Here is a 15,486-nt window from a genome sequence, read left to right on the forward strand (position 1 = left end):
CTGGTTTAATTGTCATTTTCTCTGTTCCTATCGTGTTAAAATAGGAAGGGAGCGCGAATGTCGTGCCAAGGCCAGCCTGTTTTTGCGTGCAATTTGAAAAACTATTGGGTAATCCGCAGGGCTCGCGTCCCAGGCTACCACCTGCCGCCGCTCCGCGGCTGGTTGGTTGGCGGGACGACACGCGGTGTCGACGGGTGTGGTGGGGTGCGTTTGTCGGGGCACACGCCGTGGTTGGTTTCCAAAACTCCGCTCCGCGGCTGGTTGTTGGCGGGACGACACGCGGTGTCGAGGGGCAAACTGCCAGCCGTGCGTCTTTCAGCCCGGCGTGGCAACCCGCTGGGAGACGAATGCTGGGTAGAGTCGACAGCGCGTCGACTTCATTTGGAATCAATCATGCGTCCAAGAGGTCGACAGCGAGTTCGTTTCCCCCAGACTAACATCAAAGAGGCCTGCCCCCTTCGATTTGTCCGCACCCTCGATGACTGGCCGGAGGGTCTTGGCGACCAGACGCGGGTTACTCTGGCTGCTTGGGGGCGGCGTACAATTCGCCGACTCCGTGCTCCAGGCGGTAGAGCTGATCTACCTCGGCCGCGCTGAGCGCACGATTGAAGACGCTCAGGTCGTCCATGTGGCCAACATAAGCAGCGCCGAGGACCAGTTGCACCGCGGCGGGATCCCAACCGAAGGTCAGATCCCAGCCTTCGATTGCTCCCATCGATTTGCCATTCAGATACAGCCGTCCCGATGGCTTGTGGTCTTTGCTGTTGAGGTGCTCGACGGTAAACACGGCATGCGTCCACTCGTCTCGAGAGAAGGGTGGCTTCTCCACCTGGACCATCGGCCGCTGGTCGAACGGGATGTCGGCCCAGGAAACGTTGTTGGGATTCCAAATGTGCTTCAGCGGCCGAATGGCATAGCGAAAGTAGCGTGGCGTTTCGTCCTTGGAGAACTCCAGGAAAATAAATCCCTTGGCGCTACTGTCGCCGACGATCTGAACCGGGTCGCAGTACCCCGGTTCCAGATCTTCATCCGGGTTCAGCCGTAGCCAAACCGATACCGTCGAGCTCCAGTCTTCCGCGTTGTAATCCAGCACGCCAGCGTTCTTAAAGATCGGCCGGAAACCAGCTTTCCTCGTGAAATGCAGGGCTCCGCCGTAACGCCCGGCCTCGGCTTCCAGTTTGCCGTCCTCGGTCGGCTGGGCACGCTCGAGCTGTTTTCCAACTCGCAGATAACAGGTCCGATCACCGCGAGAGAAATCGGCGTCCAGGCCCTCGTCGAAGGAGGCGTGCAGCGTCAGTGCACTGGACAGTTTGGAACGCGCATCGTCCTGCTCCGCGTGGGCACTGGCAGGCAGTCCCATCATCACGACGACTAACATTAATCTTGCCAAACGACGACTCATGCTGGCTTTCCTCTCAAGGGTGCGAAAAAGTGTCTAGTGGTGCGTCAAAGCCCATTTTAGGATAGCGGATCTCGCCAGAGATTGGATTGAAGCGGCGAAAAGGTCCAAAGTCTGGCGACTTCAGCTACGGCCAGACCCTAAAATCTAACGCTGACGCAGCACTAGCGTTTACCCAACGACCGCTGCCACAGCTCGGCGGCGTTGGTGGACTGGATGGCGGCCGTGGCATAACCGCCCAGCTGCGATTCCTGAAATTTCAGCAGAGCCGCTTCCAAATTGAAGAATGGAAAATACGAACCGAACAGCAGCCGCTCGGGCGGCAGCTCTTTGACCCACTTCTCCAGCGCTCCCACGCCTTCGAAATGCGATAGCTCGAAGTAAACGTTGCCAAGCTTCGCCAGTTCGCTGGCGGCCGGGGGCCGGACGGCGGCGGAGTTGTTCATGACGATCAAGGCCAGGTCCGGGAAATCTCCAAGCAAACCACTCAAAGGCTCCGTATCGACGACGGGAACCTGCAACAGTGGATGCTGGACGCGAACGTCCTCCATCGTGCAGACCAACTGGACGATCAGACCACGCTCACGCGCCGCGGCGAACAGCTCGCGGCAGGCGTCGGAATCCAGCGTGTACCCATGGTAGTTGGGATGGATACGGATGGCTCGCATCCGATGCTCTTCATGACACCGCCGCACGTCGTCTTGCCAATCGGGCAGCATCGGATTGACCGTCCCCACGGGCAGCAATAAACCGTCGCCATGCTGCCGGCAATCGGCGACCAAGCGTGAATTCACACCCGCAATATCCTTGTGCAGCAGCCCATCAAAGCTGCCGGCCCAGGCTCGTTGGATTCCACGCTGCCGTAATTTGGCGACCAGCTCGGGCGGCGAATCATGCGGTAGTCGCCGAAAGGGCCAGCGAGACAAATACACATTGACATCGATCATGACTGTGACATCCCCTTACGGTCCATAATCGGTCGGAGCATGCGACGCAGGTTGCCACCCAGAATGGCAACCCGCTGCGAATCATCGAGCTCCGCGCCGTAGACCTTGGCCAGCTGGGAAGCAAAGCTACGCCCGCCACAATCGCTGCCATAGATAACGCGTTCAGGGCCCAGCTCCCGCACGGCCATGTCCACGAAGCCGGCCGCCGGATCGCTGCCACTGATGCCGACCGAGATGTTAGGGAAGGGACGGACCGCACGAATCCCGCGAGTCCAGTCGGCACCGGTGTGTCCGCAAATCAAAGGCACTTGCGGATGCCGCGCCGCCAACTGTGCCAAGTCCTGGGGCGTCGACTCGCCAGGCAGATTGCCGGCGACTTTCAGGTAGGTGTGCTGGAAGACCAACGCATCGAGCTGGCCGCAGCGGCGAATCAGCGGATCGATGTCTTCGGTACTGCATCTTCGGCCCACCCACAGCTTCACGCCCACCATCGGGCCGTCATGAATACAGCGTTCGATCTCCGCCAGCGATTCTTCGGGATAGGCTGCGTTCAAGTATGCAAACCCCAACATACGCTCCGGCCACCGATCGAGGGCGCGCAACACCTGGTCATTCTGACGGCGAAACTCGGCCGGTTCTGGAGTGTGCGACCAGGGCCAGCCCATGAAGAAAATCAGCCGCTGGACATGCATCCGGTCGGCGTACTCGAGCAGTTGCCCTCCGCGCTGCTCTACGCTGTCCCCCGGCACTCCCGAAAAATGGCAGTGCAAGTCCCAAATCCGGTCGCTGGGCTGCGTCTGAAACGGAACAACGGACTCCGCGGCCGAGGTTGACTCCGCGGCCGCATCTGACTGCGCGGCCGCATCTGACTGCGCGGCCGAGGCGCCGCGAGCCGCACACGCTACGCCTCCGGCGGACAGCGACAGGAAAGATCGTCGATCCAAAGGTGCCATCAAAGGTTCCTGTATAAAAAGGTGGGTCAGTCGTCTTTCGAGCCTGCGTCACCGGGGGGTCGCGGCCTGTCGACTGATTGAGCCGTTTAGCCGCGCTGGCCTGGGTTTCGTCACCGCAAACCGGGGCTATCGCCCAAACGGCTCACATCCGCAATGCGTTTTCGAATGCATCGACAGGCCGGTCGGTAACCGGCGGTGCATCACGATTTCCCCAGCGACAACAGATACGCGATCAAGTCCGCCATCTGCGCCGGCGAGATCTCCGTTTCCAAGCCCTCGGGCATGAGCGACTTTCCGGTCGCGCGCAGCTCTTCGATTTCGCTGCGTTCAAAGGTTGTCTCCACGCCTTCCGATTGTTTCAGGGTAATACTATTGGTGTTTTCGGCAGCGATCATCCCACTGACCACCCGGCCATCGGTCGACAGCACGACATACTCCAGAAACTCCGGACTGACCTCTCGGCTGGGATCGAGGATATTCACCAGCAGTTGCCCGGCGCCGCGATTCTGCACCGTTGCCAGATTGGGTCCCACCTCGAATCCGCTGCCATCATAGCGGTGACAGCTTTGGCAGTTTTTGCGAAAGACCTCCACGCCGGCCCGCGCATCGCCGCTCTGTTCGAGGACGCTCTGGTATCGGGCGAGGACTTCGCTGCGAGAGCTGGAGACATCGTCCCCAAACAACTCGACGGCCCGTTGTTGGATCGCCTGAGAGCGGCTTTTCAGATAAGCCGCACGTCGGTTCGGTGCGATCAATCGAGCCGGAACCACTCCCGCTGCCACCGCGTCGAGCACGTCGGGAATCCAAACGGTGCGCTGCAGCAGTTGATCGACGATCACTTTTTGCACGCTCGGGGTCAGCTCCGGAAACTTTTCGAGCAACCGCGGCGCGACGTCGGGCCGAGCGGTGCCGACCAACGCCGTGACCGCAGCCGACTGGATCTCCAGTGGATGCTGGATGCTCAGCAAGTCGACCAGCAGCGTCTGCTTTTCCCCCTCGCCTGCAAAGCCCAGCAGCGTGATGGCCTGCTGTCGCCGCTGCAGGCTGGCCGCCGTGTCGGTCGCGATGCGGGCCGCATCATCGAGCGTCGAAGCGACCAGTGCAGCACTCTGAAAACTCGGTTTCGCAGCCGCCGAAACGAGGTCTTGTTTGGCCCGCCGCAAGCCGGCCGCCAGGTTGCGGACCATCGTTTCCTGGACCGGACCAGCGTGATCGGCCGACGCCTGCAGCAACGCATCGACAACCGTCAGATCGCCCGCAGCACCGACCATTGCCGCCAACTGGCCGAGCAGCCCCCGGCCCGGAGCCGAGTCTGCAAAGGCGTCATTCTCCAACAGACTCTTCAACAAAGTCGCTTCCGTGCCTGCGGCCGAGCTGAGGATAGCCGTGCACATCCGCGGATCGTCAGCGTCGCGGCGAGCCACTTCGGCCAGCGCCGCGGTCGCCGGTTCGTCCTTGATCTGGCCGAGCGTGAACGCGGTTTGAAAACGAACGCGAGGATCCGGGTCGGTCGCCGAGTCGATGACCAATTGACGAAGGGTCGGCGAGTTCGGCAGGCGCGGCTCGGCGATACGAATCGCCTGTTCCCGCACCCGGGCATCGGCATCCCGCAGGGCGGCGGCGAGTGTCTGGTCGGTGAGCGACCGCAGGCCCTCGAGCGTCCACAGGGCATGGACGCGCGCGACCGGCATTTGATGCTCGCCCAGCATCGTCTCTAACGCCTCATTTTCGCTGGTATCTTGGCGCTCGAACAGCAAGCGATGTGCGGTCTCGCGCCACCACGAATTGGGATTGGCAAGTTCTGCGACCAGACGCTGTGTTGTCGCGGATCCCAACCGCGGCACGGGCGGCGGAACAAACCCGTCGCGATAGTGCTCCGGCACCAAACGATAGATGCGTCCGCGATCCCGCCCACTGGTCAGATCGACTTGGGCTTTCAGATCATCCGGCATCGACCAGGGATGCTCGATGGTTTCGCGATACATGTCCAGGACGTGCAACGTACCATCGGGTGCGTTGATGAAGTTGACAGGGCGGAACCAATTGTCCGTGGACGCCATGAACTCACGGTTCTCGTGTGCCCGCTGGCCGGTAAACGTCACTCCGTCGGGCCGCAGCGCGTAGCGCATCACCAGGTTACCGGCGACTTCGCCGATGAACGCGTTGCCGTAATAGGCCTCGGGATAAGCGGCTCCGCGATAAATCGTCACGCCGCTGGAAGAGGTCACGTAGCCTTTGGCCACGGTCGAGTCAAAGGGCGAATCCTTGGTGGAGTCCGCCGCCAAGCGGGCGGCATTTACCGCCCGCCAAGGCTCGGCGGGACTGATCGGAAACACCGCGATGCTGTCGCCCGAGGGAACCACGTCATGGATGGGACGCGGCGCGCGGAGCCGCGGATTGCGGCGTAGATACCGAGTGGGAAACAGGACATGCTGGACGGGGTTGCGAATGTCGGTCAGAAAACGGTTCCCCCAGTCGTCACGGGCGTGTCCAAAGCGAGCCCCGCCGGAGATGGCTTCGAACTTCTCGTCGCGCGGATCGAAACGAAAATCACTGCGGCGAATCACCGTTGGGGACGCGGTGTCTTGATCGAAGCGGGAGTCCGCCGATTCGATCTTGCCTCCGTTGCTCGAGCCGGCGGCATAGATTCGGTGATCCAATCCCCACTTCGGATTGTTCATCACGGCTTGGACATTGTATTTCCGGAATCCGGTAAACACCTTTCGGCGAATGTCCGCTCGTCCATCCCCATCGGTGTCCTTCAAATAGAACACATCGGGCGTGGCCATGACGTAGACCCCGCCTTTCCAAACGGCGACCCCGGTCGGCCAGGAGAGCCTGTCCGCGAAGATCGTCGACTTGTCGAACGTTCCATCGCCGTCGGTATCCTGCAGCAGCCGCACCCGGCCGATGGGTTCCGAAGTCTGCTCCTGCCAAGCCTGGTCGTGCGACTTATCGCTGTAGGGATAGTCGTTCATCTCGACCACATACGCCGCTCCGTTCTCGTCGTACTGCATCGCGATCGGGTCGGTGACCATCGGCTCCGCAGCCACCAACTCCGCACGAAAGCCGTCCTCGAGCACGATCGTTGCCAACGCCTCTTCGGGGCTTTTGGGAGCGATGCGAGGTAGATCCTCGCCGCGCGACACGTGACCGCAAAGGCACCAGCAAACCAGTCCGACGAAACATGAGCGTGAAACAATCTTCCGCGCGTTCCACCGCGCTGCCGGTAACCGAGCCCACTGCCAAACGATCATGGATAAAACCCAAACAATTGCCTGCTGATTCAAACGGTCCGCCATGATAACTGAGTCGTCGCAGGCGTGTTGCTTTCACAGGCTGGAAGCCTATACCACTGAGTAGCTCGGCTGTCTCAGCCGAGAGGGTGTTTGGTCACGGCTGGGACAGCCGTGCTACTCTTCACAGGCTGGAAGCCTATGCCACGCCCAAGTACTGCTGGACGGCGGCCAACAGCGGATCGATGGCTTGGGCTTGCACTTGGTGCGGTGGGTCCCAGGCGAACCAGCGGCAATCGCCGTGTTCGCTGCACTGGACCTCGTGGACTTGCTCCACCCATCCCAGAAAGATCGTCAGCCGCTTTTCGAATTCCCTGTCCGGCTGATCGGGGTAGCGGACCGAGTAGACCGAGCGGAAGCGGAATTCGGTATCCAGCGTAACGTGCCTCGGATGGATGCCGGTTTCCTCGTGCATCTCGCGGAGGGCGGTCTCCGCGGCCGACTCGCCCGCCTCGGCGTGCCCTTTGGGCAGATCCCAGCGGTCGGTATGTTTCATCAGCAGAAACCGGTGTGGTTCGGGTCGCGTCATCAACAGCACGCCGGCGGCGTACACAATCGGTGGCTGGGTCAAAACGAGTTCCTCAACGCAATTCAGGGGTCGGCTGCGGCCGCCGCAAAAACACTTTCCATGAAAATCTACACACGAACCGGCGACGCCGGCAGCACTGGGCTTTTCGGTGGCCCGCGGGTCAGCAAGGATGACGTACGAATCGAAGCCTACGGTACGGTGGACGAGTTGAACGCGGCCCTCGGCTTGGTTCGCGCCGCCGGCGTGGAATCGGAAGTCGACGCGGCGTTGGAACGAATTCAGAGCGAGTTGTTTTCGGTCGGAGCCGAGCTGGCTTCGCCCGATCCCGACCGGCATAGCCTGCGGTTGATCGGCGCAACGCACATCGCGCAGCTGGAAACATGGATCGATCGCTTCGAAGCCGACCTGGCCCCGCTGAAGCAGTTTATCTTGCCCGGCGGACACCCCACCGCGGCGCATCTGCACCTCGCTCGCGGCGTCTGCCGGCGAGCCGAACGGCGGGTGGTCACCCTGAGCGGCGTACCCGGCCAGGCCGGTCCTCCCAGCGGCAAAGCCAGCGACGCGGGAAACGAGACCGGTGAGGGCGGAGAATCCCACCCAAACGCGGGCGCATCGGCGGAATGCGTGATGTACCTGAACCGGTTGGGCGACCTGCTGTTCGTCCTGGCGCGGTGGTGCAATCACACCGCTGGAGTCACCGAGACCAAGTGGCAAAAGCCTTCGAGCGACGCCTAGCACATCTCGCAGCCGCACCCCCATCGGTTACAATCGGGATCAGCCGCAGTTGATTTGTTCTTCATATGCTCGTTGCTAGGGACCTCCGTTGTGAAAAAAGTCGAAGCCATCGTTCGCCACTTCAAACTGGAAGACGTCAAGAACGCGCTTACCGAGCAAGGGATTCACGGCATGACGGTCAGTGAAGTGCGTGGGTTTGGCCGCCAGAAAGGCCATACGGAAATCTATCGCGGCACCGAGTACGCGATCGACTTTGTGCCCAAAGTCAAAATCGAAGTCGTCTGCACCGAAGACAATCTGCAGTTGGTCATCGAGACGATCCTGGAAACGGCCCAGACCGGCCAGATCGGCGACGGCAAGATCTTCGTGACCGACCTGCAGGATTCGATCCGCATCCGCACCGGCGAACGCGGCGAGGACGCGTTGTAGCGAGCCCGACAACGTCCCGCGTTTTGACCGCCCCGCGTGTCGACCGGCCGGCGCGGTTTCGACCGGCCGCCCCGCGTTATCGTCCGATCCGGCTCCGCGAGTTCCATGTCTCCTTTTACCGGCCCCTCCCTGCGACCAGCGGTCATCGAAGCCCGCGAGCGACTGCGGGCGGGTCGCGAACGGATTCGCCAACAACACCAAAGCGGCTTGGCCGGGGTGCTGGTCTCGACCGCTCTGACGGATCTGTTCGACAGCGTCATCCTATCGCTGTGGGAGGACACGATCGCGACGGTGGGCGAAGACGAATCGGTATCCCAAGCCGTGTTGGTCGCCCACGGCGGTTTCGGTCGCCGCGACCTGGCTCCCTACAGCGACGTCGACCTGATGGTGGTCCCCAAGTCGGGCAATGCCGAAGCCCTGCAGCCGGTGGCCAGCCAGTTCACCCGCGACATCGTCGATGCGGGGCTGCAATTGGGCTTTACCGTCCGAACCCGCGCCGAAGCCTGCCACTGGGCGTGGAAGGATGCCACCGTGTTCAGCTCGCTGGCCGAGAGCCGGTTGTTGGCGGGCAGCGTGCGCACGTACCAGCGTTACTTTGGCGCCCTGCGCAAAGGTGCCCAGCGTCGGCAGCAACGCGTGATCGATGCCGTGGAAACGGCTCGCCGCGAGGAACGCCACAAGTGGGGCGAAACCAACTATCTGTTGCGCCCCAACGTGAAACGCTCCCGCGGCGCCCTCCGTGACATCCAACTGATCCGCTGGGTCGGCTTTGCCGCCTATGGCGAAACCGAACTCTCGCGGCTGGTGCGGCTGGGCGACCTGCCGGAGGACGATTATCACCGCGTCCACGCCGCTTACTCGTTCCTGCTGCGGCTGCGCAACGAGCTGCATTTCTCGTCGGGCAAGAACCTGGACCTGCTGGACCGCGCCGCCCAGGTGGAAATCGCGACCCACTGGGGCTACACCGAACACGATGGCAGCCTGCCGGTCGAGTGGTTCATGAAGGACTACTTCGAACACACCCGCAACGTGCGCTATGCGGTCGCCCACTTTCTGGCCGCCACCCGCGGCCACCCGCTGCTGACGCGCAGTCTCGACCGCGTGTTCTCCAAAGCCCTCGATGAAGACATCCGCCTGGGCCCCTATCACATCTGGGTACGCGACCGAAACCTCTCGCGGTTTGCCAAAGACCTGCCCAGCGTGCTCCGCTTGATGGATTACGCCAACCGTTACAAGCGGCGGATAGCGCATCGCACCTGGCAAGAGATCCGCGATGCGATGATGGAACAGGCGGTCGAGCCGCTGGACCTGCAGACGGGCCAACAGTTCATGTCCCTGCTCAGCCGGCCCGGCCAACTGCCCAGTTTGCTGCGCCGCCTGCACGAGCTGCGGATTCTGGAAAAGCTGATTCCGGCGATGAACCGAGCTCGGGGGATGCTGGAATTCAACCAGTATCACAAGTACACCGTCGACGCGCACTCGATCCGAGCGGTCGAAGCGGCTACGCGTTTCGCCGATGAGGAGGGCCTGGCCGGCGACGTCTATCGCGGCATCAAGGACAAACGCCTGCTGCATCTGGCGCTGCTGATGCACGACTTGGGCAAGGGTTACGAAGAGGACCACTGCGAGGTCGGCTACCGGATCGCCATGGAAACCTGCCCGCGGCTGGGCCTGGACGCCGACGCCACCGAGACCGTGGCGAAATTAATTCAGCTGCATCTGGAAATGAACAACACCTCCTCGCAGCATGACCTGAGCGATCCGGAGATCGTCTCGCAGTTCGCCGCCACGGTGGGTTCGATGCGGATGCTGGACATGTTGCTGATCCACTCCCTGGCCGACATGACGGCCGTGGGCCCCGAAGTGCTGACCGACTGGAAGCGACGCCTGCTGGTGGAGCTGTACGTCCGCACGTGGCGGTTCTTTGATTCGGGCCACTTGCCCGGCGAGATGGATGACGCCACCGAGAGCAAACGAGAGACGATTCGTCAGCGGATCCAGGCCGCCGGGTTGCCGGCCGAGGTGGCCGCCCGCGGCGAAACCGTGCTCCGCAGCCTCAGCGCCCTGATGCTGCAGCGCCGCGACGTCGAACCGCTCAGCAAACAGGTGATCCAGGTCGCCGGTTTGGCGCCCTCGAGCAGCGTCAGTTGGTGCCGGCACCTGCCCGAAGAGGACGCCGCCGAGTACACCTTGGTGCGCGTGAACCAGTCGGCGGTCAGAGGCTTGTTCGCCCGCGCCGCCGGCACCCTGACCGCCCAGGGCCTGGGAATCATGCGAGCCGAAATCGCCACGCTGCAGCCCGACATCGCCTGGGACACGTTCGTCGTTCGAGATCCGGAACCGGCCGAGTCTCGGTCGCTGCGGCAAGCGGCCGTGTGCCGCGCGCTGTGCGAAGCGATCGATGCAGATAGCCCACCGAAACTGAACTTCCCCCGCGTCTGGAAACCCTCGACCGCCGGTGGCGAAGCCGTGATGTTGCTGCCCACACGCGTCGCCTTCGACAACGAAACCTTCGACCGCTACACCGTCCTGTCGCTGTTCGCCTACGACCGTCCAGGCCTGTTGTACTCGGTCGCTCAAGTCCTTTCCGATCATTCCACCCTGGTCCACTTTGCCAAGATTTCGACCCATCTGGACCAGGTGATGGACATCTTCTACGTAACGGATCTGGCGGGAAACCAATTGACCGATCCCGCCCAGCATGAACGGCTGCGCGAAGCCTTGATCGCGGCGGCAGCCTAAACAGACGCCCCCGGGGGAAACTCTCCGGGGGGGAAACTCTCCGGGGGGAAACTCTCCGGATCGGGCAAAGTCGGGGGATCGAAACGGCCACACGGCCGCCCGGGCGGCAAAGCAACACAATGTGGCCCAGCGGTTGTGGCACGAGCCCGGAAGCGCGGCAATAGTTGTTCGGTGGCAACACCAACGAAGTTCCTTCGGTTCACCCGCCGCGACACCAGCCCCGCGGTTAATGTGGTTCAGGTTACCACGAATACAGGGCGACGGACCGACGCAGACCGATTGCCAGCGGACCCTTTGTTCCGGTGCGTGACTCCTGCACCGCCGCACCGGGTCCGCTGGCGACGGTCGTTCTGCCGTCTGTTTTGTCTTTCCGTACTGAACCAGGAGGGTGTCCCATGTTGTGGCCCAAACGCTTCTTCGCGTATTCCGCCGCCGGTTGTCTGTTGTTTTCCACGGCCGCTCGAGCCGAGGTGGACCTGAACCTGTTGCTGGCCCAGTTGAACGAGGCCGAGGAAACCAACACCGAACTCGCTTCGCCTGCCGAACAGCCCCCTGCGGATGAGGACGCTCTGTTGCTGCCAGCGGCCCCACCGCCTTCCGACGCGGCCCCACCGCCTTCTGACGCGGCCCCATCACCTTCTGACGCGGCCCCACTGCCTTCTGACGCGGTCCCGCCGCCTGAGCAGTTTTCGCCACCGCTGTCCGACGAACTGCCTGCAGCCGGCGAAGGCATGATCGCCGAAGAGGAGCTGCGAGCGCCCGTCCCGGCCCCTGCTCCAGTCGCGGCCCCTGCTCCGGTCGCGGCCCCTCCTCCGGTCGCGGCCCCTGCTCAGCCCTACACGCTCCAGCCCTCTTCGCCGGCTCCCTCCGCAACGGCCCCGGGCAGGCGGCCCGGCGACGGCACGCTGCCGCAGCACGCGGCGGCTCCTTCGCAACCTGCAACCGCCGAATCACGCATCGACTTCGAGCGGCTGTTTCAGCATCAGGCTCGACATCCGGGCGACATCGCGCGCCGACCCCATCCCGCCGCCCGCCCCGCCTGCGGCTGCGCCGGTCCCCGGCATACTTGCCAGCCCCACCGGCGTCCCTCCCTGCCGCCACCGGCGACGCTGGAATCGATGTATCACTGCAAACCGTGTTATCGCGACGTCTGGGCGGGCTACGAAGCCGAGCGGCAGCACGCATGCGACAAGTACCACAAACACCTTCACGGTCGCTGCGATTGCTTCCAGCCGGAGCCCGAGTACAGCGGGCCGCCGCTGTACGCCCAGCCGCTTTGCCAACCCGAGCCCTGCGATAAATCCAGCGGTCTGCTGCACCGCCTGTTTCATCGCCCAAAGTCCCCCACCTGCGGCTGTGAGTCAGCGACGACGTGCGACTGCGATGGCTAAAACCGCTCGGCAACCGGTACCGCGGGCGTGGACGCCTCCGGCAAGCTGACCGCTGCAGTTTTTTCTGCGAGCCGGAATTTTCGGTTCAGGTTTGGAATCACCCTTCCGATACTACTTGTACCATGGATTGGGAGGGTGGAACGAAAAGGTACCATCGTTCCGACAGATGACGGGTCATGGTGAGGCAGGGAGGGCTTCACCATGACCCTTCTCTTTTGCGCTGACCGCAACTCCCCCGTCCCAAAGTAGCTCGGCTGTCCTCAGCCGAGAAAGTATTCAAAGTAGCTCGGCTGTCCTCAGCCGAGAGAGTTCTCAAAGTAGCTCGGCTGTCCTCAGCCGAGAAAGTATTTGGTCACAGCTGGGCCAGCCGCACCACGGTTCACAGGCTGGAAGCCTACGCCACAGTTATGCTGTGAACAGGTCCGACAGCACCTTGCCGTCGCGCACCAGGGTGATCGGACGGCCGGTTTCGGTTTGGAATTCCAGCTGCGGATCGATGCCCAGGTTGTGGTAGAAACTGGCCGCCACGTCATCGGGCCGAATCGCTTCGTTGGCCGGTCCCGAGGCCGTCGCATCGCTGGCCCCGATCACCTGTCCGCCGCGGACGTTGCCACCGGCCATCAACATAAACATGCATCGCGGGTAGTGATCGCGGCCGCCCTCGGCACTGCGGCTGTTGATCTTGGGCGTGCGGCCGAACTCGCCGGTGGCCAAGACCGCGGTGGAAGCCAGCAAGCCGCGTTGCTCCAGTCCCCGAAACAACCCGCTCAACCCAGCGTCCAGCTTCGGCAACAGATTGGTCTTCAGCCGCGTGAAGTTGTCTTGATGCGTATCCCAACCGCCCAGCTGGACGGTCACAAACCGCACACCGGATTCCACCAAGCGCAGGGCCAACAAACAACTTTGCCCGAAGGAATCCTCGCCGAACTGGGCGGCGAAACTGGCCGGTTCCCGACTGATATCGAAGGCCTCTCTGGCCCGCGGAGACGTGATCAGAGCATGGGCTTGCTGGCCAAACTGATCGAGTCCCTCGATCAATTGGTCCGCCTGATCCAGGGCCGCGAACCGTCGGTCCAAACCCTGCAGCAAGGTTTGTCGGCGCTGCACCTGGTCGACCGATACGCCCGGCGCAAGCGAAACGCCGCGGACGCGATAGGGCTGGCCAGCGGTGGGCGTGCTGTTGGTATCCAGGGCCGAGTAGCGGATGCCCAGAAAGCCCGCTCCTTGGCTGGCACGGGGGATCGCCACGTTCGTCGGCAATTCGGGTTCCGCCGGCGACTGCATCGAGACGACGCTGCCGTAACCGGGATACTCCAGCGACGCCAGCGGACGCGAGCCCGTACACACGTACTCGCGTCCCAAGGCGTGGGCGGCCAAGGTGTGGCTGACGCCGCGGAGGATCGCGTACTTGTCGGCACAGGCGGCCAACTTTGGCAGGTGCTCGCTGATCTGGATCCCAGGAACATTCGTCGCGGCCGGACGAAATGTTCCACGCACCTCTTCGGGGGCGTCGGGTTTTAGGTCGAAGGTATCCAGGTGCGACGGGCCACCGGGCAACTCGATAAAGATCGCCGAGGTGGCCCCACCGGCCCGCACCTGGCCGGCCTCGGCCAGGCGGAGGTAGCCGCCCAGGGTCAACCCGCCGAATCCCAATGCCCCGGCCCGCAGAAGATCGCGTCGTCGCACTGCGTCGCATGTTTGATGAACTGCCATGGAAACGAAACCTTCGAGGCCACGCCACGAATGGGCAGCACATTGTTCAGCTGCGCCTCGCTGTTGCCGGTCCAGTCCGAGAAACGCGTCGCCCACCAGGCGGCGTACTCCGGCGTTCCCAGCAGCCGTTCGACGACCGCCTCGCGTTTGTCCTCGGTGGGATCGTCCAAGAACCGCTGGACTTCGTCGGGGGAGGGCAGGGTACCGGTCAGATCCAGGCGGACGCGCCGCAGGAAGTCGGCATCGCTGCACACGGCCGAAGGCTGGATACCCAGTTTGCGAAGTTTCTGGACGACCAATGCGTCGACCGTGGTCGTGGTGGCGACCTCCGGATAGCGGGGTCCGACCAGATCACTAACCGGCTGAATCACCGGCACCGGTACAACGGCTTTGTCGTAAGCGACCACGACATGAGTATCGCCCGGATCGGCGGCCCGGACGGTCCCCTCTTCGCTGATCTCGGCAACCGCATCGTCGTTGCTGGTGAACCGGCACAGGGTCGTCACGTCTTCGCTGGTGCCGCCTTCCCAGTGGGCGATGACCCGCAGCGTCTGCTGCTGGCCCTTGCCACCGAACACGATCTCTTCGGGCAGGACTTCCAGCCGCGTCAGCTGTGCCGGTTGCTCGTCCTCGTACTCGGCTCCGGCGGCGATCCAGGCGCGAATCAGGTTGTATTGCCAGCTGCCCTTGTCGTATCGCTTGCCGCCCTCGTGCAGATCGGCATCGGTGGGTTTTGCGATGATCAGGCTCTCATCGACATCCTCCTGGTCGACGCGTCCACTGTTCGCTTCCCACAGCGCCGCGTGGTCGGCGGCAAAGTCATAACCGAACAAGGACAATTGAAACCCGCCGCGTCCCTGGAACGATCCGTGGCAGGCGCGACCGTTGCAGCCCAGCCGACCCAGCAGCGGCGTGACGTGTCGCTGGAAATCGGGCACCTCATCCGCTTGAGCGTCGGCGAATCGGACTTCCGGACCCGGCAAGACTTTTTCAAGCTCCGAAGCCTCCGCAACCTTTTCGGGTTGCCGGCCATCGGCAGCCTGCACACCGATAGTCACCAATCCGGTCGCGGCCAGGGCGAGCAACCAGCACGAGCAGGCGATCCTCACGTCAAAAAGCGTTCTCACGGTTGCGGACTCCGAGGGTTGGAACGATCGGCGGCTTTGCGCTGTTCGATCGCGGGCGACGAGGGGGCAGGCGATTGCTGCCGGGAATTGGTGCGTTGGTTTGGGGTGCGAGCATCGCCAGGCGTCGCAGCGGTCTGGGAACGAGGAGAGGACACGAAAAGTCAGTTGCGCGAGCGGCGAGATTTATTGTCGAGAATCGACTTTTTTTTCGAAATGAATTGTACC

At 62.8% G+C, this 15,486-nt stretch carries 11 protein-coding genes; 4 read left to right on the top strand and 7 right to left on the bottom strand.

Annotated elements, in window-relative coordinates:
- Positions 1 to 514: 514 nt before the first annotated feature.
- The 5 genes from GE027_RS07445 to GE027_RS07465 all read right to left on the bottom strand — a co-directional run bounded on the left by GE027_RS07445 (position 515) and on the right by GE027_RS07465 (position 7,166).
- Complete coding sequence (locus GE027_RS07445) at positions 515 to 1,402, bottom strand: LamG-like jellyroll fold domain-containing protein (RefSeq protein WP_153556564.1); 888 nt, start codon at positions 1,400 to 1,402, stop codon at positions 515 to 517.
- A gap of 161 nt (positions 1,403 to 1,563) precedes the next feature.
- Positions 1,564 to 2,346 carry an amidohydrolase family protein gene (locus GE027_RS07450; protein WP_153556565.1) on the bottom strand — a complete coding sequence of 261 codons (783 nt, stop codon included), beginning with the start codon at positions 2,344 to 2,346 and terminating at the stop codon, positions 1,564 to 1,566.
- Complete coding sequence (locus GE027_RS07455; RefSeq protein ID WP_153556566.1) at positions 2,343 to 3,299, bottom strand: amidohydrolase family protein; 957 nt, start codon at positions 3,297 to 3,299, stop codon at positions 2,343 to 2,345. Before GE027_RS07455 ends, GE027_RS07450 begins: the two co-directional genes overlap by 4 nt.
- Before the next feature lie 200 nt (positions 3,300 to 3,499).
- A complete protein-coding gene (locus tag GE027_RS07460) occupies positions 3,500 to 6,448 on the bottom strand; it encodes a PVC-type heme-binding CxxCH protein (RefSeq protein WP_162006614.1) in 2,949 nt (982 codons plus the stop codon).
- Between the two features lie 286 nt (positions 6,449 to 6,734).
- Positions 6,735 to 7,166 carry an NUDIX domain-containing protein gene (locus GE027_RS07465; RefSeq protein WP_237607374.1) on the bottom strand — a complete coding sequence of 144 codons (432 nt, stop codon included), beginning with the start codon at positions 7,164 to 7,166 and terminating at the stop codon, positions 6,735 to 6,737.
- Positions 7,167 to 7,223: 57 nt separating this feature from the next.
- Here GE027_RS07465 and GE027_RS07470 point away from each other — a divergent pair, with 57 nt between their 5' ends.
- From GE027_RS07470 to GE027_RS07485, 4 genes are all read left to right on the top strand, one after another.
- Complete coding sequence (locus tag GE027_RS07470) at positions 7,224 to 7,859, top strand: cob(I)yrinic acid a,c-diamide adenosyltransferase (RefSeq protein WP_153556568.1); 636 nt, start codon at positions 7,224 to 7,226, stop codon at positions 7,857 to 7,859.
- A gap of 90 nt (positions 7,860 to 7,949) precedes the next feature.
- Positions 7,950 to 8,288 (top strand): P-II family nitrogen regulator, encoded by a 339-nt coding sequence (locus tag GE027_RS07475; RefSeq protein ID WP_153556569.1) that lies wholly within the window; start codon positions 7,950 to 7,952, stop codon positions 8,286 to 8,288.
- Positions 8,289 to 8,393: 105 nt separating this feature from the next.
- Positions 8,394 to 11,030, top strand: coding sequence for a [protein-PII] uridylyltransferase (gene glnD, locus GE027_RS07480; protein ID WP_153556570.1), 2,637 nt, complete (start codon positions 8,394 to 8,396; stop codon positions 11,028 to 11,030).
- Positions 11,031 to 11,425: 395 nt separating this feature from the next.
- Entirely contained in the window at positions 11,426 to 12,421 is a 996-nt protein-coding gene (locus GE027_RS07485) for a hypothetical protein (RefSeq protein WP_153556571.1), read from the top strand.
- A 405-nt stretch (positions 12,422 to 12,826) separates the two neighbouring features.
- On the opposite strand, the gene GE027_RS07490 is transcribed toward GE027_RS07485, so the two are convergent.
- Entirely contained in the window at positions 12,827 to 14,134 is a 1,308-nt protein-coding gene (locus GE027_RS07490; protein WP_153556572.1) for a DUF1501 domain-containing protein, read from the bottom strand.
- The gene (locus GE027_RS07495; RefSeq protein ID WP_315852910.1) at positions 14,056 to 15,261 is read right to left on the bottom strand and encodes a DUF1549 domain-containing protein; all 1,206 of its coding nucleotides are present in this window, start codon (positions 15,259 to 15,261) and stop codon (positions 14,056 to 14,058) included. Before GE027_RS07495 ends, GE027_RS07490 begins: the two co-directional genes overlap by 79 nt.
- Positions 15,262 to 15,486: the final 225 nt, after the last annotated feature.

This window comes from Roseimaritima sediminicola (genome assembly GCF_009618275.1).
In the GTDB taxonomy this organism is placed as follows: domain Bacteria; phylum Planctomycetota; class Planctomycetia; order Pirellulales; family Pirellulaceae; genus Roseimaritima; species Roseimaritima sediminicola.

What these genes read in the sequence shown, in the direction of transcription:
- GE027_RS07445 (WP_153556564.1), bottom strand. Translation starts at nt 1,402, where the DNA reads ATGAGTCGTCGTTTGGCAAGATTAATGTTAGTCGTCGTGATGATGGGA.
- GE027_RS07450 (WP_153556565.1), bottom strand. Translation starts at nt 2,346, where the DNA reads ATGATCGATGTCAATGTGTATTTGTCTCGCTGGCCCTTTCGGCGACTA.
- GE027_RS07455 (WP_153556566.1), bottom strand. Translation starts at nt 3,299, where the DNA reads ATGGCACCTTTGGATCGACGATCTTTCCTGTCGCTGTCCGCCGGAGGC.
- GE027_RS07470 (WP_153556568.1), top strand. Translation starts at nt 7,224, where the DNA reads ATGAAAATCTACACACGAACCGGCGACGCCGGCAGCACTGGGCTTTTC.
- glnD (WP_153556570.1), top strand. Translation starts at nt 8,394, where the DNA reads ATGTCTCCTTTTACCGGCCCCTCCCTGCGACCAGCGGTCATCGAAGCC.
- GE027_RS07485 (WP_153556571.1), top strand. Translation starts at nt 11,426, where the DNA reads ATGTTGTGGCCCAAACGCTTCTTCGCGTATTCCGCCGCCGGTTGTCTG.
- GE027_RS07490 (WP_153556572.1), bottom strand. Translation starts at nt 14,134, where the DNA reads ATGGCAGTTCATCAAACATGCGACGCAGTGCGACGACGCGATCTTCTG.